Here is an 18,461-nt window from a genome sequence, read left to right as displayed (position 1 = left end):
CCCTGCGCCGCCCGTCCGCTACGCGCGCCACCCTCACCCCCCACAACTTTCGCAATTGGTCGACTGCATGACGCCTGGAGGGCCGGCGCCGTCACCCAGTCGACCAATTGCGAGGATGGTGGGGGCGGGCGGGGCGGGGTGCCGCGGATGCTCCTAGGCTGACGGTCGTGAGCACACCCGTGAGCAGGAGCGCAGCGACCCGTGTCTTCGTCGGCAGGCTGGCGGGGACGACCGTCTTCGACCCGCTGGGCGACCCGGTCGGCAAGGTCCACGACGTCGTCGTGCTCATCCGCACGAGCTCGCTGCCGCGCGCCGTGGGTCTCGTCGTCGAGGTGCCCGGCAAGCGCCGGGTGTTCCTCCCGCTGAGCCGGGTCGTGAGCATCAGCAGCGGGGCCGTCATCACGACCGGCCTGCTCAACATCCGCCGCTTCTCCCAGCGGGCCAGCGAGACGCTCGTCGTCGGCCAGCTCGTCGACCGGCGGGTGCCGCTGGCCGACGGCAGCGGCACCGTCGTCATCACCGACGTCGCGATCGAGCAGCAGCGCAACCGCGACTGGCTCGTCACCCAGCTCTTTGTCGAGCGGAGCGGGGCGAGCCGCGGGCTGCGGCGCCGCCGCGGGGAGCAGGTCATCGTCGACGTCGGTGACGTCGTCGACCTCTCCGGCGACGCCGGTCCCCAGCCCGCCACCACGCTCCTGTCGACGATGGAGGACCTCAAGCCGGCCGACGTCGCCGACGTCCTGCACGACCTGCCGCCGGACCGGCAGATCGAGGTCGCCGCCGAGCTCTCCGACGACCGCCTCGCCGACGTCCTGGAGGAGCTGAGCGAGGACGACCGCGTGGCGATCGTCTCGGGGCTGGACGCCAACCGCGCCGCCGACGTCCTCGACGTCATGCAGCCCGACGACGCCGCCGACCTCGTCAACGAGCTCCCGCCCGACGTCGCCCGCAGCCTCCTCGACCTCATGGAGCCGGAGGAGGCCGAGGACGTGCGCCGCCTCATCGCCTACGAGGAGCGTGCCGCCGGCGGGCTCATGACGACCGAGCCGATCATCCTGCCGCCGGAGGCCACCGTCGCCACCGCCCTCGCCAGTGCCCGTCGCCCGGATGTGACCCCGGCGCTGGCCACGATGGTCTTCGTCGTGCGCCCGCCGCTGGAGACGCCGTCGGGGCGGCTGCTCGGCGTCGTGCACATCCAGCGCGCGCTGCGCGAGCCACCCAGCGCCCAGCTCGGGGCGATGCTCGACAGCGACATCGAGACCGTCGGCCCGCACGACGAGATCGGCAAGGTGACCCGCCTGCTGGCGACGTACAACCTCACCGCGCTGCCCGTCGTCGACGAGGAGCGCCGGCTGCTGGGCGCGATCAGCGTCGACGACGTCCTGGACCACCTGCTGCCCGAGGACTGGCGTGACGCCGACACCGAGGCGACCGACACCGCGATGACGAGGAGTGCCCATGGCTGAGCGGCTCGACACGCCACTGACCACCCGCCGACGCTGGCTGCGCCGGCCCCGGGTCGACTCCGAGGTCGTCGGCAGCACGGCCGAGGGCATCGCCCGCTTCACCGGCACCCCGCGCTTCCTCGTGTACCTCTCGGTCTTCGTCATCGTGTGGCTCGCGTGGAACACGTGGGGGCCCGAGCCCCTGCGCTTCGACTCCGCGGCGCTGGGCTTCACCGCGCTCACGCTCATGCTCTCGCTCCAGGCCTCCTACGCGGCGCCGCTCATCCTGCTCGCCCAGAACCGGCAGGACGACCGCGACCGGGTGACCGCCGAGCAGGACCGGCAGCGGGCCGAGCGCAACCTCGCCGACACCGAGTACCTCGCCCGGGAGCTCGCGGCCCTGCGCCTGGCGCTCGGTGACGTCGCCACCCGCGACTTCGTCCGCTCGGAGCTGCGCAGCGTGCTCGAGGAGCTCCGCGACGAGGACGAGGAGCGCGACGCCGCCCGCTGAGGTCGTCACGTGGCGGAAACGCGGGAAACGTCTGCGTAACAGCCAGGTCAATAGCGTCCAAAGGGTACCCCCCGAACCAGGAGGAAACCCAGATGCACGGACCTTCCCGAGCGGGGCGCGGCTGCGCCGCCGCCCTGCTCGCCACCGCCCTCGTCCTCACCTCGGCCTCGGCCGGGCAGGCCGCCCCCGACTCCCCGGTCGTCGTCGACGGCGACGGCTGGAGCGTCGAGCAGGCGCCCGGCGGCTACGTCGTCACCCTCGAGCTCGACGAGCCGCTGCCCGTCCGGGCGGCCGTCCCCCAGCTCGTCGCCGACGGCGAGCCGCTGGGCCTGGCCCGTGAGTCGCTCGACGGGCTGTCGATCAGCGCGGTCACGACCGACGACGCGGTCCTCACCGCCGACGAGATCACCCTCTCCTGGGGCGACGAGGACGCCCCCGCCGCCGGGCGCCGGTCCACCGGTCCGCAGGCGGTCGACCCGGACGAGCCGGGCGACCGGGCGGTCCTGGACGTCGACCCCGCCGCGGACGGCAGCTTCACGGTGGGCCGGGCCGACTACGACCTCGGCACCCAGGCCGTCGACCTCGTCGAGATCGGCGGGATCAAGGGCGAGATGCGCGCCGCCGTCTACTACCCCGTCGAGGCGCAGGGCGAGCGTCCCGTCGTCGTCTTCCAGCACGGGCGCCACAGCTCGTGCTCCCAGGGCACCCCGAACCCGAACCGCTACCCGTGCGGACCGGACCAGGTCGAGATCCCCAGCTACCTCGGCTACGACGCCCCGGCGGAGACGCTCGCGTCGCGCGGCTACGTCGTCGTGTCGGTCTCGGCGAACGCGATCAACTCCAACGACAACCAGCTCGCGATCGACTACGGGGCGACGGCCCGCGGCGGTCTCGTCCTGTCCCACCTCGACCTCCTCGCCGAGGCGAACGCCGGGCGCGCCCCCGCGCTCGACCCGGTGCTCAAGGGCCGCCTCGACCTCGACCACGTCGGGCTCATGGGCCACTCCCGCGGCGGTGACGGCGTCGTCCGCGCCGCCCTCATGAACGCCGAGCGCGACGAGCCCTACGGCATCAAGTCCGTCCTGCCGCTGGCACCCGTGGACTTCGGCCGGCTCAGCCTGCCGGGCGTGCCCACCTACACCGTGCTGCCCTACTGCGACGGCGACGTCGTCAACCTCCAGGGACAGCACTTCTTCGAGGACTCACGCTACGCCGTCGACGACGACGTCCTGCGGGCCACCGCCCTCGTCATGGGCGCGAACCACAACTTCTTCAACACCGTCTGGACGCCGGGGCTCTACCCCTACTCCGTGTCCGACGACTGGGCGGCCCAGGACCGCCAGCAGGTCAACCCCGTCTGCGGCGCCTCCGCCGCCTCCCGGCTCTCGGCGGCCGAGCAGTACGAGCTCGGTGACGCCTACATCTCCGGCTGGTTCCGACTCACCATGGGCGGGGAGGAGGACCTGCTCCCCCTCTTCGACGGCTCGGGCGCCCTCCCGGCCACGATCGGCCGCGCCGAGGTCTTCACCGTCGCCCAGCAGCCCGGCTCCTCGCGGGCGGACGTCGCCCCCCTCGTGGCCGACAGCCCCCGCGTCCGTGCCGCCGGCGGCGCCCGGCTCACCTACTGCGCCTCCCTCAGCGAGCGCCCCTACCCGCAGCAGGTCCGGCCGTGCGCCGACATCACCCAGGTGACCAGCTCCCAGGCGCCGCACTGGACGCCGATGCGCTTCGCACCGTCGGCACCGTCGGGCCAGATGGCCATCCTCGAGTGGACGACGGCGGGCGCGGGCCTGCGGGCCGACGTCCCCGCCTCGGCCCGCGACGTCAGCGACCACACGAAGCTCACGTTCCGCGCCGCCCCGACCCTTGCCGGGGCGGAGGACCTCACGGTCAGCCTCGTCGACGGCGCCGGCCGGTCCGTCAGCGCCCTCGCCTCCGACGTCAGCGACGCGCTCTCCCCCCTCCCCGGTGAGGCGAGCCCGCTGCGCAAGGTGTACCTCCGCGCCGTCGAGATCCCGCTGAGCTCCTTTGCGGGGGTCGACATGACCGACGTGCGCCAGGTGCGCGTCGCCGGCGTCGCCGACACGGGCGCCGCCTACCTGTCGGACCTCGCGTTCTCCTCCCCCGGCGTCGGCACCCCCGGGACCGGGGAGCTGCCCAGCCTCACCGTCGCCGACGCGACGGTCAACGAGGGCTCCGGACCGGGCACCGCGGCGATCGCACTGCGGCTGAGTGCCCCGTCCGACACCCCGGTGCGGACCTACGTCGAGGCGAACGGCGGGGAGACCGGCGCGCAGCGGCTCGCGGCACCCGTCGTCATCCCGGCCGGACAGACCTGCGTCGTCTTCGACGTGCCCCTCGAGGGCGACCGCAAGACCTCGACCGTCCCCACGACCAGCGTCACCGTCACCGCGGCCTCCGTCGTCGGCGCCTCCAGCGCCGACACCTTCGGCCGGCTCACCGTCCGGGAGGACGACGCCGTCGTCGACCGGGACGGCATCGTCCACGACATGGCGCCGGACCCCGGCCCGCAGGGTGACGTGTGCGCCACCGCTCCCGAGGAGCCGGAGGAGCCCGCCGAGCCGACCGAGCCCGGCACGCCGCCCACCCCGGCCCTGAGCACCGGCTTCTTCCTCAACGACGGCTGGGGCCCCTGGGCCACCTACGCCTTCCGCTACGGCCGCGCCACGGACGAGGTGCTCATCGGTGACTGGGACGGTGACGGCAACGACACCATCACGCTGCGCCGGGGCCGTGAGTTCCACGTCTCCGACGCCCAGCGCGGCGGTGACGCGGCGCGCACCTTCAGCTACGGCCGCGCCGGGGACGTCGTCCTCGTCGGGGACTGGGACGGGGACGGCGTCGACACCCTCGCGGTGCGCCGCGGCAACGAGTACCACCTGAAGAACTCGGTGACCGGCGGGTCGGCAGACGTCGTCGTCCGGTACGGCCGGGCGGGTGACGAGGTCGTCGTGGGCGACTGGGACGGCGACGGCAAGGACACCCTCACCGTGCGCCGGGGCAGGGAGTACCACGTCCGCAACAGCCTCAGCGCCGGGCCCGCGCAGCAGGTCCTCACCTACGGACGGGCCACCGACGTCGTGCTCGCCGGCGACTGGGACGCCGACGGCGAGGACACCTTCGCGATGCGCCGCGGCAACGTCTACCACGTGAAGAACTCGATCAGCGGGGGCGACGCGGACCGCGTCCAGACCTACGGCCGGGCCGGTGACGAGGTCTTCGTGGGCGACTGGAACGGTGACGGTCGCGACACCCTGGGGGTGCGCCGCACCTCCTAGACCTGCCCCACCGGCGAGGCCCGCACCGACCGCGGTGCGGGCCTCGTCGTGCCCGCGGTCACACGCGTCCCGGCCGCTGGGACCGCGCGCGGGAGCCACCTACCATGGGGGTATGTCTGCCCCCACCGTCGAAGCGATCCGCAGCGAGCTGGACAAGGTCCTGGACCCCGAGATCCGCCGTCCCATCACAGAGCTCGGCATGGTGCGGTCGGTGGAGGTCGAGGGCGGTGACGTCGTCGTCGGCATCGACCTCACGACGGCGGGCTGTCCGCTCCGCTCGACGATCACCAAGGACGTCACCGCCGCCGCCCAGCGGGTGGCGGGCGTCGCCGACGTCCGCGTCGACATGGGCGTCATGAGCGAGGAGCAGCGCAAGTCGCTGCGCTCCCAGCTGCGCGGCGGTGTCGCCGAGCCGACCATCCCCTTCTCCGAGCCGGGCAACCTCACCCGGGTCTACGCCGTCACCTCCGGCAAGGGTGGGGTGGGAAAGTCCTCGGTGACGGCCAACCTCGCCGCCGCGATGGCCGCCGAGGGCCTCAAGGTGGGCGTCGTGGACGCCGACATCTACGGCTTCTCCATCCCCCGCATGCTCGGCGTCGAGCACTCCCCCACCAAGGTCGACGACATGATCCTGCCGCCGGTCGCCGGTGACGTGAAGGTCATCTCGATCGGCATGTTCGCCCCTCCCGGCCGCCCGATCGTGTGGCGTGGGCCGATGCTGCACCGCGCGCTCCAGCAGTTCCTCGCCGACGTCTTCTGGGGTGACCTCGACGTCCTCCTCCTCGACCTGCCGCCGGGGACCGGCGACATCGCGATCTCGGTGGGCCAGCTCCTGCCGAACGCCGAGCTGCTCGTCGTCACGACCCCGCAGTCGGCGGCCGCGGAGGTCGCCGAGCGCGCGGGCTCGCTCGCCGGGCAGACGAACCAGCACGTCGTCGGGGTCATCGAGAACATGTCGTGGCTCGAGCAGCCCGACGGCCAGCGCGTGGAGCTCTTCGGCTCCGGCGGTGGGCAGCAGGTGGCTGACAACCTCTCGGCCGGCCTCGGCTACGACGTCCCGCTCCTCGGCCAGGTGCCGCTGGAGATCAAGCTCCGCGAGGGCGGCGACTCCGGACGCCCCTTCGTCCAGGACGACGACTCCCCCGCCGCCGACGTGCTGCGCGGCGTGGCCCGGCAGCTCAGCCAGCGCGCCCGTGGCCTGGCGGGCCGGTCCCTGGGGATCAGCCCGGTCTGACGCGGACGGCCGCCAGGGCCCCTACGTCGCCTCGTCGTCGAAGGGAGCCTTGCCGCCGGCTGCCCGCGGGGGCCGCGCGGGGCGCTCGTCGTCCTCGCGCAGGGCGTCGCGGACGATGCGCCGGGGGTCGTACTGGCGCGGGTCGAGCGAGCGCAGGTCGAGGTCGTCGAGCTCCGGTCCCAGCTCGGCACGGACCCGCTCGGTCGTGTCCGTCGTGAGCCGGCGCAGGTTGCGCACGAGCCCCGCCAGCTGCTGCGCGTACTGCGGCAGCCGCTCGGGGCCGATGAGGATGACGGCGAGCAGCGCGATGACCGCTAGCTCGGACCCGTTGATCGGCACGCCCCCAGGATAGGCCGACCGCTAGTCGCTCCCGGCCTCGTCCAGCACGACCTCGACCTCGCGCTCGTCCCCGCCGTCGCTCCGGACGGTGAGGACGACCGTGTCGCCCGGGGCGCGGGAGCGGACCGCGACGATGAGCTCGGAGGGCGTCGTCACCGGCTGCCCGTCGAAGTGGGTGATGACGTCGCCCGGCTCGATGCCGGCCTCGTCACCCGGGCCGCCGGGCGTGACCGCGGGCGTCGCGGCCCCGGCGTCGTCCTGGAGCACCTGGACGCCCTCGCCCTGGTAGCGGGTGTCGAGGGCGACCCCGATGACGGGGTAGGTGGCGCGGCCGGTCTCGATGATCTGCTCGGCCGTGCGGCGCACCTGGTTGGAGGGGATGGAGAAGCCCAGGCCGATGCTCCCGGTCTGGCGCCCGCCCGCCTGGGCGATCGCGGTGTTGATGCCGATCACCTCGCCGGCCGTGTTGATGAGCGGCCCGCCGGAGTTGCCCGGGTTGATGGCGGCGTCGGTCTGGATCGCGTTGATGAACGAGGCGCCGTCGCCCGAGCCGCCGGCCTGGACGGGGCGGTTGAGCGCCGAGATGATCCCGCTCGTCACGGTCCCCTCGAGGCCCAACGGGGCCCCGACGGCCACGACCGGGTCACCGACGACGACGGCGTCGGAGTCCGCGAGCGGCAGCGGCGTCAGGCCGTCCTCGTCGACCTTGAGGACGGCGAGGTCGTAGTCGGCGGTGCGGCCGACGATCTCGGCGGGCAGCTGGCTGCCGTCGGCGAGCGTGACCGCGACGGTGCCGCCCCCGTCCGCGGCGGCGTCGATGACGTGGTTGTTCGTCACGAGGTAGCCGTCCTCGCGCAGGACCATCCCGCTGCCGCTGGAGGCGGTGTCCCCGCCGAAGACCTCGATGAACACCGTGCTCTCCAGCGCGGCGGCGGCGATGCCGGCCACGGAGTCCGGCGCACGGCCGGTCGACACGGGGCTGCCGGCCGCCGGCAGCGCCGATCCCGAGGACGTCGACGGCCACAGCAGGCGCGCGCCGAGCGCACCGACGACGATGCCGCCGAGCAGGGCGACGAGGACGAGGAGGACGACGACGCCGTACGCCACGCCCCGACGGCGCCGTCCGCGCGGCTCCTGCGGGCCGGCGGGCTCCCGCGCCCCGCTGCTGTGCCACGACCCCGGTGCGGGCCAGGTGTAGGGCTGCGCGGCCGAGGCGCCGGCGGGCTCCGGCGGGTCGGACGCCGGCGGGTAGGCGGCCGGCGCGCCTCCGCCGGCCTCCGTCGGGGCGGGCGCGTAGCCGGCCGACGACCCGCCGGACGGGCCCGCCGGTGCGTGGCCGACCCCGCGGGTGAGCGGCCACGCCCCGTCAGGCGAGGACCACGGCAGCCGCCGGCCGTCCGGGACGGTCGCGTCCGGCGGCTGTGGCGCCGCGGCGCTGGGCCGCCACCACGCGTCGTCGCGGACCCGCTCGTCGCGACCCGGCTCGTGGGGGGACGGCCCGGCGGCCGGCTCCGGGGCCGGGGCGGCGCCGTCCTCGTCCGTGCGGGGGGCCACCTCGTCCACGCTGTACGGCTCGGGCCGGGGCGCGGGCGAGGGCGGGTAGCCGTGCTCGTGCTCGTCGGGTCGCTCGCTCATGGGCACAGTCTCCTCCCAGATCGGTGCGCGGGCCGCCTCAGCCCAGCGCCCACTCCGTCACGGTGTCCCAGCCGCGGGTGAACCGGGCTCCCACCGAGGTGTCGAAGTCCCCCTCGGGCAGGGCGGCGAGGATGGCGTCGCTGACGGGTGCGTCGTCGGGGGCCGCGAGGACGACGACGACGCAGCCCTCGCTCTGCAGGGCGAGGTCGTGCACGCCGCTGGGCAGGAGGACGGCGTCGCGCTGGCCGACGAGCTCGGACTGCATCTGCTCCTCGGCCTCACCGGTGAGCACCCCGCGCTGCTGGAGGAGGCGCACGTGGGCCATGGCGCCGGCGATCTCGACCTCGAGCACCTCGCCGCCCTCCGTCTCGTGGACGGCGACGTCCACCACCCGCATCCCGCTGGGCAGCGACTCGGGTGCGCTCCACCCGTGCTCGGCCATCCACGCGACGACGTCGCCGCTCACCTCGCCCGTCCCGCCGGCGAGCTCCTCGGGGCGCTCGCCGAGGCTGCCCTGGACGACGTCGAGGATGGCGTGCGGGTCCGCCCGCGGCTCGGACAGGCTCCCGACGACGACGAGCCCGACGGCGCAGGCCGCGGCGAGCCCGCCGGCGCCGGCCGCGGCGAGCAGGACCCGCCGCCCGCGGGGCGCACGCTCCTCCGGGCCGGGTGAGAGGGCGAGCAGGCGGGCGGTGAGCTCGGCGTCCGGCTCGACGTCCCACGCCTGGCTGAGCATCGTCCGGGAGGCCCGCTCCTGGCCGAGCAGCCAGTGGCAGCGGGCGCAGGCCGCGGCGTGGGCGAGCAGCTCCTCCGCCTCGGCGGCGGGGAGCTGGCCGTCGACGAGCGGGGCGACCCGGGACCCGAGGTGGCTCACGAGGCCACCTCGCTGTCCACGGTGCCCGGCCGCAGGTGGCCGAGGCGGTCGCGGAGCATGGCGCGCCCGCGGTGGATGCGCGAGCGCACCGTGCCCATCTTGATGCCGAGGGTCGCGGCGATCTCCTCGTAGGACAGGCCCTCGACGTCGCACAGGACGACGGCGACGCGGTACTTGGGCGGCAGCGCGTCCAGCGCCGCCTGGATGTCCGGGTCGACGTGCCCGTGCTCGTAGCGGCGGTGCAGGTCGTGCTGCTCGTGGGAGGCGGGGACCTCCTCGGCGTGCTCACCGAGCTGGGTGACGCGCACGCGCGCGCGCTTGCGGGCGCCGTCGAGGAAGAGGTTCGTCGTGATGCGGTGCAGCCAGCCCTCGAAGGAGCCGGGCCGGTAGGAGTGGAGGGAGCGGAACACCCGGATGAAGGTCTCCTGGGTGAGGTCCTCGGCGTCGGCCTTGTTGCCGGTGAGCCGGTAGGCGAGCCGGTAGACCCGGGCGGAGTGGTCGCGGACGACGTCGTCCCACGACGGCACGGTCCACGTGGTCTCGTCCTGAGCGGTCATGCGGCGGCCTCTTCCGTGCGGTCTGGCGGCCAGGATACGGAGCGAACCTGGGGACGACCTGGGAGTGGGAGCGGTGCCACGGCGCTACGATCGAGGCCGACCCTCGTCCGTGCTCACCCAGGAGGCACCACCATCGCTGCCGAGAAGGCCCTCAGCTGGGCCTACACCGAGGAGTTCGTCCCCGAGGACGAGGCCGTCGCCGCCGCGCGCCGGCGGGCGGAGGAGCTCGGCGCCACCGCGGTGAGCCCGGGGACGGGCGCGGCGCTGCGGCTGCTGGCCGCCGCCGCCGGGGCGCGCGCCGTCGTCGAGATCGGCACGGGGACGGGCGTGAGCGGCCTGTGGCTGCTCGGCGGGATGAGCCCGGACGGCGTCCTCACGACCATCGACGTCGACACCGACCACCAGCGCGCCGCCCGCGAGGCGTTCACCGCGGCCGGGGTGAGGTCGGCGCGCACGCGCCTCATCTCGGGCCGCGCGATGGACGTCCTGCCCCGCATGGCGGACCACGCCTACGACCTCGTGCTCGTCGACGCCGACCCCTCCGAGGCGGCCGACTACGTCGAGCAGGCCACGCGCATGCTCCGCGTGGGCGGCGTGCTCGCCGTGACGAACACGCTGTGGCACGACCGCGTGGCCGACCCGGCCCGCCGGGACGAGGCGACGGTCGCGATGCGCGAGCTCGGCAAGGCGGTCCGCGCCGACGAGCGTCTCACCTCGGCCCTGCTCCCCTCGGGCACCGGCCTCCTCGCCGCCGTCCGCCGCCGCTGACCCGGGTCGCGCCTGTCGGACGCCCGGAGGTCAGGCCTCGGGGAAGCCGGCCAGGACCGCCGCCGAGCCGGACAGGCCGAGGCGGGTGGCGCCGGCCTCGACCATCGCGGCCGCGGCGGCCGCGTCGCGGATGCCGCCGGAGGCCTTGACCCCGAGGCGCCCGTCCACGGTGCGCGCCATGAGCTCGACGGCGTGGACGCTGGCCCCGCCGGTGGCGTGGAAGCCGGTGGACGTCTTGACGAAGTCCGCGCCGGCCGACTCCGAGGCACGGCACGCCGCGATGATCTGCTCGTCGTCCAGGGCGGCGGACTCGATGATGACCTTGAGCACGGCCGGGGCCGGCACCGCCGCGCGGACCGCCGCGATGTCCGCCTCGACGGCCGCCCAGTTCCCGGCGAGCGCCTCACCGAGGTTGATGACCATGTCGACCTCGTCGGCGCCGTCGGCGACGGCGCGCGCCGCCTCGGCCGCCTTGACCTCGCTGTGGTGCGCCCCGGAGGGGAAGCCGCAGACGGTGGCCACGACGAGGCCCTCGGCCCCCTCGAGCGGCAGCTGGGACGGTGAGACGCACACGGCGAGGACGCCGAGCTCACGGGCGTCGGCGACGAGCGCCGCGACCTGCTCGCGCGTCGCCTCGGGCTTGAGCAGCGTGTGGTCGACCATCTGGGCGACGGCGTGACGGGTGGTCATGGTGCTTCCTCCTGGACTCGGTGGCCCGAGCCTATCGGCTACGCCTCCTCGCCCTCGGCGGGCTCGTCGTCGTCCACGGGGACCTCGATGACCTGCTCGAGCTGGTCCGCCTCGTTCGCCTCCCGGTCGGGGTCGACGACCTCCGGCGGGTCGTAGTCCTCGCCGGTCTCGGGGTCGAGGGCGGCCACGGCCTCCTCGGGGTCGGGCAGCTCGCTCTCGGGTGCGCCGGGAATCGGTGGGGTGCTCATCATCGCCCTTCCTGCGTTCGCTGACGGGCCTCCCAGTGTGGCCCGTGAGCGCTCCTCGTGCAGGGTGGGCGGCTCAGGCCGGGACGGGCAGCAGCGCGGCGACGACGTGCGTCCAGCCGCCCAGCGCGCGGTGCGGGGCGGTGCGCCCGAGCAGGTCGGCGGACGGCACGGTGAGGACCGAGCCGCGTGAGGGCTCGTAGAGGCGCAGCGTGCCGGGCACCGCCGCGCCCGGCGGCGGCGGGACGGCCAGGACGACGTGCCGGGGGACGGCGTGGGCGACCCCGCCACGGACGTCGCCGCCCGTGTAGAGCGGGACGGGGTGACCGCGCCGGTTCGCGGCCTCGACCAGCCCGAGCACGGCGGCGCCGTCGTCGGTCGTGTCGTCGACCGGACGCACACGGTAACGCACCCCCGGGAAGCGGGCCTCGCGGGCCGCGGTCCACGGCGGCGTGCCGAGGCCGGCCGGCCACGGCAGCGGGCCCAGGGCGCGGCGGCCCGTCGCGGCCTTCACCTGCCGCTGGGCGGCGGCGAAGCGCTCCGCCGCGCCACCGGGGACCTCCCCCTCCGGCACCTCCGGCGGCCGTGGGCCGGTGGGCAGCCGGCCGGTCTCCAACCACTGCGCCAGGGCGGGGTCACCGGTGGCGGCGAGCATGACGAGCACGGCCGAGCCGCACGTCGTCTCGTCGACCTGCCGGGCGCGGGCGCCGCCGAGCAGGACGGGCAGGCCGTCGGCGGGCTCGGTGCCCCCGGCACCGCCGGCGGGTCCGGTCGAGGTGCGCGGCACGCGGGAGGGCGTGCGCACCGGCCTGCTCAGCGCCGCCAGCGGTGCCGTCAGCTGCCACCTGTGCCAGGACGACGCCATGTCAGCCCGCGATCTTCTCGAGGACGACGTCGCCGGGGCCGCTCGCCGGCCCGTCGCCCGAGGAGATGTCGACCCCGCCCTCGAGCGCCTGCCGGGCGCGGTCGAAGCGCTCGGGCGTGTCGGTGTGCATGGTGAGCAGCGGCTGGCCCGCGCGGACGGTGTCGCCGGGCTTCGCGTGCAGCTCGACGCCGGCGCCGGCCTGCACGGCGTCGCCCTGGCGGGCGCGGCCCGCCCCCAGGCGCCACGCGCACACGCCGACGGCGTAGGCGTCCAGGCGGCCCACGACACCGTCGGAGTCGGCGGTGAGCGTCTCGGTCTCCCGGGCGGTGGGCAGTGCCGCGTCGGGGTCCCCGCCCTGGGCGCTGATCATGCGGCGCCACACGTCCATGGCGCGGCCGTCGGCCAGCGCCGCGCGGGGGTCGGCGTCGGTGCGGCCGGCGGCGTCGAGCATCTCGCGGGCGAGCGCGACGGTGAGCTCGACGACGTCCTCGGGACCACCACCGGCAAGGACGTCGACGGACTCGCGCACCTCGAGCGCGTTGCCCGCCGTGAGACCGAGCGGGGTCGACATGTCGGTGAGGAGCGCCGTCGTGCGCACGCCGGCGTCGCTGCCGAGGGCCACCATCGTGCGGGCGAGCTCACGTGCCGCGTCGATGTCCTTCATGAAGGCGCCCGAGCCGACCTTGACGTCCAGGACCAGCGAGTCCGTCCCCTCGGCGATCTTCTTGCTCATGATCGAGGAGGCGATGAGCGGGATGGCCTCGACGGTGCCGGTCGTGTCGCGCAGCGCGTAGAGCTTCTTGTCCGCCGGGGCCAGGCCCGTGCCGGCCGCGCAGATCACCGCGCCGACGTCCTCGAGCTGGCGCAGGATCGCGTCGTTGTCGAGGTCGGCCCGCCAGCCGGGGATCGCCTCGAGCTTGTCGAGGGTGCCGCCGGTGTGGCCCAGGCCACGGCCCGAGAGCTGGGGCACGGCGACGTCGAAGACGGCGACGAGCGGCGCGAGCGGCAGGGTGATCTTGTCGCCGACCCCACCGGTGGAGTGCTTGTCCGAGGTGGGGCGGCTGAGGCCGGAGAAGTCCATCCGGCTGCCGGAGGCGATCATCGCCGTGGTCCAGCGGGAGATCTCGTCGCGGCCCATGCCGCGCAGGAAGATCGCCATCGCGAGCGCCGACATCTGCTCGTCGGCGACGACGCCGCGGGTGTAGGCGTCGATCACCCAGTCGATCTCGGCGGGGGCGAGGACGCCGCCGTCGCGCTTGGTCCGGATGAGGTCGACGACGTCGAAGGCTTCGGTCATGGGGTCCACCCTAGGACGGGGCGCCCTGGGGCGCCGGGACGGGGGCCGGGCGCGCCCGTGCGTGGAGGAGGTGGCAGCGGGCCGCGAGGGGTCGCCTCAGCGTCCGGCCCATTCGTCGAGGTGCGCGGGGCCGAAGGCCTCGGGCAGGACCTCGCTCATCGGGTGCACGCCGCTCGGGGTCTCGACGAGGAGCTCGGGGCCCCCGTGCTCCCACAGCAGCTGGCGGCAGCGGCCGCAGGGGACGATGACCCGCCCCTCGCCGTCCACGCAGGTGAACGCGACGAGCCGCCCGCCGCCGGTGGCGTGCAGCGCGGAGACGAGCCCGCACTCGGCGCACAGGCCGATGCCGTAGGACGCGTTCTCCACGTTGCACCCGGTGACGGTGCGCCCGTCGTCGACGAGCGCGGCCGCACCGACCGGGTAGGTGGAGTAGGGGACGTACGCGCGCGGGACCATCTCGCGGGCCAGCTCGCGCAGCCGCGCCCAGGTGGCGTCGTCGATCATCACTGGCTTCCTCCGGGAGGCTGTCCTGCGCGAACGGGCGGGCTACTTGACGTAGGGGGTGTTCTCCGCGGCGGGTGCGCGCACCCGGCCGACGAAGCCGGCGACGGCGAAGATGGTCACGACGTAGGGCAGCATGAGGAGGAACTCCCCGGGGATGCCGCTGCCACCCATCGCGCTGAGCATGTTCGCCAGGTTGCGCGAGAAGCCGAAGAGCAGCGCCGCGGCGAGCGCGCCGAGCGGGTTCCACCGGCCGAGGATCATCGCGGCCAGCGCGATGAACCCGTTGCCGGCGGACATGTCGCGGCCGAAGGCGAGGCCGGAGCCGACGGTGAAGAAGGCGCCGCCCAGCCCGGCGAGCGCGCCACCGAGGATCGGGGTGATCCAGCGGGTGCGGATGACGTCGATGCCGACGGTGTCCGCGGCCTTGGGGTGCTCGCCCACGGCGCGCACCCGCAGGCCCCACCGGCTGCGGAACAGGAAGAACTGCAGCGCGATGACGGCGGCGTACATGAGGTAGACGAGGATGTTCTGGTTGAAGAGCACCGGGCCGACGACCGGGATGTCCGACAGCAGCGGCACCGGCAGGGAGGGCAGGCGCTGGCGCTGGTTGAGGTCGGGGTTCTCGCTGAGCACGGTGGAGAAGAAGAAGCTCGTCACGCCGAGCACGAGCACGTTGAGCACGACGCCGACGATGATCTGGTCGACCCAGTACTTCACGCTGAAGAAGACGAGGAGCACGCCGACGAGAGCGCCGGCGACCGGTGCCGCGACGACGCCGAGGTAGGGGCTCGTCGTGATCGAGGCGACGATCGCCGCGAGGAAGGCGCCGCCGAGCAGCTGCCCCTCGATCGCGATGTTGATGACACCCGAGCGCTCGCACATGACGCCGGACAGCGCACCGAAGACGAGCGGCACGGACAGCGCGAGCGCCCCGGTGAGCAGGGACGTCACCGGGATCGTGCCGCCGACGCCCTGCCAGGTGAGGAACGCGAGGACGAAGGCGGCGCCGAAGAGGGCCGGCGGCCACCAGCCCAGCGGCTGGCGGCGCGTGGCCCGGTAGGCCGAGTAGCCCGTGACGGCCGCCATGACCAGGGTGAGCACCCACAGCGCCGGGACCGTGGGCACCTCGGTGTTGGGGATCTCGGCGAGCTCACCGCCGGTGGCGGTGCGGAACGTCGTCGTGCCCGACTCGGTGAACAGGGTGAAGCCGAGCAGGGAGACCAGGGTGAAGACGGCCATGAAGGCGGGGCCGCGCCACTTGACGGGCGGCAGCACCGCGGAGTCGCGGGCGTCGGGGCGGGCGAGCGTGGTCTGGCTCATGCCGAGGCCTCCTTGGCGGCGAGCACGGTGGACTTCCCGCGCGATCGGTCCGGTGCCGGCAGGCGGAAGATCGCCCGGACGAGTGGCGGGGCCGCGATGAGCAGCACGATGACCGACTGGACGACGAGGATGATGTCGATCGGGGTCTGGGTGGTGGACTGCATGAGGAAGCCACCGGCCTTGAGCGCGCCGAAGAGCAGGCCCGCGGCGAAGGTGCCCCACGGCGTCGCCCGGCCCAGGAGGGCGACGGTGATCGCGTCGAAGCCGTAGCTCGCGGCGACACCCGCGGTGAGGATCTGCTCGGTGCCGAGCACCTGCGCCGATCCGCCGAGGCCGCTGAGGCCACCGGCGATGACGAGGGCGAGGATCGTCACCTTGGCGACCGAGACGCCCGCGGTGCGGGCGGCCTCGGCGTTGGCACCGACGGCGCGCAGCTCGAAGCCGAAGGTCGAGCGCTCCACCAGCCACCACACGGCGGCGGTGACGAGGATGACGAGGACGAAGCCGAGGTGGAGGCGGAAGCCCTCCCCCAGGAGCAGCGGGTACAGCGCGGTGTCCCGGACGTTGGGCGACCGGGGCAGCGCGGACCCGCTCTGCTGGAAGGCGGGCTGGGTGAGGACCCAGCCGATGAGGTACACCGCGATGTTGTTGAGCATGATCGTGACGATCACCTCGTTGGCCCCCGTCCGGGCCTTGAGCACGCCCGCGATGCCCGCCCAGATGGCGCCACCGACGATCGCGCCGAGGACGGCGAGGATGAGGTGAAGGACGACCGGCAGGTCGAGGGAGAAGCCGACGTAGCCGCCGAGGATGGCACCCACGATGATCTGGCCCTGGCCGCCGATGTTGAACATCCCGGCACGGAAGGCGATGGCGATGCCCAGGCCGGTGAAGATCAGCGGGACGGAGAAGACGAGCGTCTCCGTCAGCGGCCGGATCGCGCGGGTGAAGGTCTCGGCCCGGTAGTCGAAGATCGAGCCGCGGAACAGGGCGGCGTAGGCCTGGGAGACGGCGTCCCATACGGCGCCGACGAAGTCCATCGGGCGCGCGAAGAGGTAGCCGGCGGTCTCCTGGACGCGGGCGTCGGCGGCGGCGATGAGGACGCCGCTGAGCACGAGCGCGACGACGATCGCCAGGACGGTGACGAGCCAGCCGCCCGAGAGGATGTCCCGGACGAACTGCGCGGTCCGCGTGCGGGGCTGCTCCTCCGGGACCTGCTTCGCCGAGGCGGGGGACTCCTCCGCCTGGGCGACGACGTCCCCGGGGTGCTCGGCGGGGCGCCGGGTCTCCTCCTCGCTCACGGCGCGGTCTCCTCACTCATGTCGTCCGCCGCGGACATCGCGGTGCGGTGCTGGGCGGCCTGGGACCGCGCCTCCTCGTAGGGGACGCCGGCCATCATGAGGCCGAGGACGTCGCGGTCGGTGTCCCCCGGGACGACCCCGACGACGCGCCCGCGGTACATGACGGCGATGCGGTCGGCCAGGGCCATGACCTCGTCGAGCTCGGTCGAGACGATGAGCACCGGGGTGCCCTTGTCCCGCTCGGCGACGATCTCCTTGTGGATGAACTCGATCGACCCGACGTCGACGCCGCGGGTGGGCTGGGAGGCGACGAGCAGGCGCAGCGGGCGGGACATCTCCCGCGCGATGACGACCTTCTGCTGGTTGCCGCCCGAGAGCGTGGAGATGGGGTCGTGCACCGAGGTGAGGCGCACGTCGAACTGCTCGGCGCGCCTGTGGGCGTTCTCCTCGACGACGCCCGGCCTGAGGCTGCCGAGCGCGGCGAAGGGCTGGGTGTCGTACAGGTCGAGGATGAAGTTCTCGGCCACGGTGAAGCCGGCGATGACCCCACCGGTGGAGCGGTCCTCGGGGACGAAGCCGATGCCGGCCCGCAGCCGCTGCTTGACCGTGGTGCCGACGAGCTCCTTGCCGTCCAGGACGATCGAGCCGGAGACCGGCTCGACGAGGCCGAGGATCGTCTCGGTGAGCTCGGTCTGGCCGTTGCCCTGGACACCGGCGACGACGACGATCTCCCCGTGCCGGACGGTGAGGTCGAGGCGGTCGACGGCGACGTGGCCCTTGGTGTCGAGCACCGAGAGGTCGGTGACGACGAAGGACTCCTCCCCCGGCGCGGCGTGGCCCTTGTCGACGGCCATGCTCACCGAGCGCCCGACCATGAGGGAGGCGAGCTCGGTCTCCGAGCTCGTGGGGCTCGCCTCGCCGACGACCGTGCCGCGGCGGATGACGGTGATGGAGTCGGCGATCGCGCGGACCTCGCGCAGCTTGTGCGTGATGAAGACGATCGAGGTGCCCTCGGCCTTGAGCTGGCGCATGATCGCGATGAGCTCGTCGGTCTCCTGCGGGGTGAGCACCGCGGTCGGCTCGTCGAGGATGAGCACCTTCGCGTCCCGCGACAGGGCCTTGATGATCTCCACGCGCTGCTGCACGCCGACGGGCAGGTCCTCGATGACGGCGTCGGGGTCGACGTCGAAGCCGAAGCGGTCGGAGATCTCCTTGACGCGCGTGCGCGCCTCACGCTGGCTGATGATGCCGAGCGGGCCGGTCGGCTCGTAGCCGAGGGCCACCGACTCGGCGACGGTGAAGACCGGGACGAGCATGAAGTGCTGGTGGACCATGCCGATGCCGGCGGCGACGGCGTCGCCGGGCCCGGCGAAGGTCACGGGCTCGCCGTCGAGGAGGATCTGTCCCTCGTCGGGGTCGTACAGGCCGTAGAGCACGTTCATCAGCGTGCTCTTGCCGGCCCCGTTCTCACCGAGCAGCGCGTGGATCTCCCCGGGCTCCACGACGAGGTCGATGTGGTCGTTGGCGACCAGGGGGCCGAAGCGCTTGGTGATGCCGCGAAGCTCGAGCTTCACATC

At 74.1% G+C, this 18,461-nt stretch carries 17 protein-coding genes; 5 read left to right on the top strand and 12 right to left on the bottom strand.

Features of this window, described 5'->3' with window-relative positions; translation table 11 throughout:
* Positions 1–167 precede the first annotated feature (167 nt).
* From GD632_RS01560 to GD632_RS01545, 4 genes are all read left to right on the top strand, one after another.
* Positions 168–1,466: a magnesium transporter MgtE N-terminal domain-containing protein gene (locus tag GD632_RS01560; RefSeq protein ID WP_152187933.1), complete on the top strand. Its 1,299-nt coding sequence runs from the start codon at positions 168–170 to the stop codon at positions 1,464–1,466.
* Positions 1,459–1,956, top strand: coding sequence for a DUF1003 domain-containing protein (locus GD632_RS01555; protein WP_152187931.1), 498 nt, complete (start codon positions 1,459–1,461; stop codon positions 1,954–1,956). The genes GD632_RS01560 and GD632_RS01555 overlap by 8 nt, the downstream gene beginning before the upstream one ends.
* A gap of 92 nt (positions 1,957–2,048) precedes the next feature.
* Positions 2,049–5,255: an alpha/beta hydrolase gene (locus tag GD632_RS01550; protein WP_152187929.1), complete on the top strand. Its 3,207-nt coding sequence runs from the start codon at positions 2,049–2,051 to the stop codon at positions 5,253–5,255.
* A 112-nt stretch (positions 5,256–5,367) separates the two neighbouring features.
* Entirely contained in the window at positions 5,368–6,489 is a 1,122-nt protein-coding gene (locus GD632_RS01545; protein ID WP_152187927.1) for an Mrp/NBP35 family ATP-binding protein, read from the top strand.
* Positions 6,490–6,510: 21 nt separating this feature from the next.
* Here the strand turns inward: GD632_RS01545 and GD632_RS01540 are convergent, their stop codons facing one another.
* The 4 genes from GD632_RS01540 to sigE are packed head-to-tail and all read right to left on the bottom strand — an operon-like array spanning position 6,511 to position 9,894.
* Positions 6,511–6,828, bottom strand: a complete 318-nt coding sequence (locus GD632_RS01540) for a Sec-independent protein translocase family protein (protein ID WP_152187925.1) — start codon at positions 6,826–6,828, stop codon at positions 6,511–6,513.
* A gap of 21 nt (positions 6,829–6,849) precedes the next feature.
* Positions 6,850–8,463: a trypsin-like peptidase domain-containing protein gene (locus tag GD632_RS01535; protein ID WP_152187922.1), complete on the bottom strand. Its 1,614-nt coding sequence runs from the start codon at positions 8,461–8,463 to the stop codon at positions 6,850–6,852.
* Between the two features lie 37 nt (positions 8,464–8,500).
* Positions 8,501–9,337: a zf-HC2 domain-containing protein gene (locus GD632_RS01530; RefSeq protein ID WP_152187920.1), complete on the bottom strand. Its 837-nt coding sequence runs from the start codon at positions 9,335–9,337 to the stop codon at positions 8,501–8,503.
* Entirely contained in the window at positions 9,334–9,894 is a 561-nt protein-coding gene (gene sigE / locus GD632_RS01525; protein ID WP_152187918.1) for an RNA polymerase sigma factor SigE, read from the bottom strand. The genes GD632_RS01530 and sigE overlap by 4 nt, the downstream gene beginning before the upstream one ends.
* 132 nt (positions 9,895–10,026) lie before the next feature.
* On the opposite strand from sigE, the gene GD632_RS01520 reads away from it, so the two are divergent.
* Complete coding sequence (locus tag GD632_RS01520; RefSeq protein WP_152188368.1) at positions 10,027–10,662, top strand: O-methyltransferase; 636 nt, start codon at positions 10,027–10,029, stop codon at positions 10,660–10,662.
* Positions 10,663–10,692: 30 nt separating this feature from the next.
* Here the strand turns inward: GD632_RS01520 and deoC are convergent, their stop codons facing one another.
* From deoC to GD632_RS01480, 8 genes are all read right to left on the bottom strand, one after another.
* The gene (deoC, locus tag GD632_RS01515; RefSeq protein WP_152187915.1) at positions 10,693–11,352 is read right to left on the bottom strand and encodes a deoxyribose-phosphate aldolase; all 660 of its coding nucleotides are present in this window, start codon (positions 11,350–11,352) and stop codon (positions 10,693–10,695) included.
* Positions 11,353–11,390: 38 nt separating this feature from the next.
* Positions 11,391–11,600, bottom strand: a complete 210-nt coding sequence (locus GD632_RS01510; protein WP_152187913.1) for a hypothetical protein — start codon at positions 11,598–11,600, stop codon at positions 11,391–11,393.
* A gap of 73 nt (positions 11,601–11,673) precedes the next feature.
* Positions 11,674–12,462: a hypothetical protein gene (locus GD632_RS01505; RefSeq protein WP_152187911.1), complete on the bottom strand. Its 789-nt coding sequence runs from the start codon at positions 12,460–12,462 to the stop codon at positions 11,674–11,676.
* Position 12,463: 1 nt separating this feature from the next.
* Complete coding sequence (locus tag GD632_RS01500) at positions 12,464–13,759, bottom strand: thymidine phosphorylase (RefSeq protein ID WP_152187909.1); 1,296 nt, start codon at positions 13,757–13,759, stop codon at positions 12,464–12,466.
* 96 nt (positions 13,760–13,855) lie between these two features.
* Positions 13,856–14,263 carry a cytidine deaminase gene (locus GD632_RS01495; protein ID WP_152187907.1) on the bottom strand — a complete coding sequence of 136 codons (408 nt, stop codon included), beginning with the start codon at positions 14,261–14,263 and terminating at the stop codon, positions 13,856–13,858.
* A 42-nt stretch (positions 14,264–14,305) separates the two neighbouring features.
* A complete protein-coding gene (locus tag GD632_RS01490; protein ID WP_152187905.1) occupies positions 14,306–15,583 on the bottom strand; it encodes an ABC transporter permease in 1,278 nt (425 codons plus the stop codon).
* Positions 15,580–16,884: an ABC transporter permease gene (locus GD632_RS01485; protein ID WP_152187903.1), complete on the bottom strand. Its 1,305-nt coding sequence runs from the start codon at positions 16,882–16,884 to the stop codon at positions 15,580–15,582. The genes GD632_RS01490 and GD632_RS01485 overlap by 4 nt, the downstream gene beginning before the upstream one ends.
* Complete coding sequence (locus GD632_RS01480; RefSeq protein ID WP_152187901.1) at positions 16,881–18,458, bottom strand: ABC transporter ATP-binding protein; 1,578 nt, start codon at positions 18,456–18,458, stop codon at positions 16,881–16,883. Before GD632_RS01480 ends, GD632_RS01485 begins: the two co-directional genes overlap by 4 nt.
* Positions 18,459–18,461: the final 3 nt, after the last annotated feature.

The organism is Georgenia satyanarayanai (assembly GCF_009193135.1).
Classification (GTDB): Bacteria; Actinomycetota; Actinomycetes; order Actinomycetales; family Actinomycetaceae; genus Oceanitalea; species Oceanitalea satyanarayanai.
This window is presented reverse-complemented; position numbering and strand designations above follow the sequence as displayed.

Coding starts and splice junctions, on each gene's coding strand:
- deoC (WP_152187915.1), bottom strand. CDS start 11,352: ATGACCACCCGTCACGCCGTCGCCCAGATGGTCGACCACACGCTGCTC.
- GD632_RS01545 (WP_152187927.1), top strand. CDS start 5,368: ATGTCTGCCCCCACCGTCGAAGCGATCCGCAGCGAGCTGGACAAGGTC.
- GD632_RS01550 (WP_152187929.1), top strand. CDS start 2,049: ATGCACGGACCTTCCCGAGCGGGGCGCGGCTGCGCCGCCGCCCTGCTC.
- sigE (WP_152187918.1), bottom strand. CDS start 9,894: ATGACCGCTCAGGACGAGACCACGTGGACCGTGCCGTCGTGGGACGAC.
- GD632_RS01535 (WP_152187922.1), bottom strand. CDS start 8,463: ATGAGCGAGCGACCCGACGAGCACGAGCACGGCTACCCGCCCTCGCCC.
- GD632_RS01510 (WP_152187913.1), bottom strand. CDS start 11,600: ATGAGCACCCCACCGATTCCCGGCGCACCCGAGAGCGAGCTGCCCGAC.
- GD632_RS01490 (WP_152187905.1), bottom strand. CDS start 15,583: ATGAGCCAGACCACGCTCGCCCGCCCCGACGCCCGCGACTCCGCGGTG.
- GD632_RS01505 (WP_152187911.1), bottom strand. CDS start 12,462: ATGGCGTCGTCCTGGCACAGGTGGCAGCTGACGGCACCGCTGGCGGCG.
- GD632_RS01500 (WP_152187909.1), bottom strand. CDS start 13,759: ATGACCGAAGCCTTCGACGTCGTCGACCTCATCCGGACCAAGCGCGAC.
- GD632_RS01555 (WP_152187931.1), top strand. CDS start 1,459: ATGGCTGAGCGGCTCGACACGCCACTGACCACCCGCCGACGCTGGCTG.
- GD632_RS01495 (WP_152187907.1), bottom strand. CDS start 14,263: ATGATCGACGACGCCACCTGGGCGCGGCTGCGCGAGCTGGCCCGCGAG.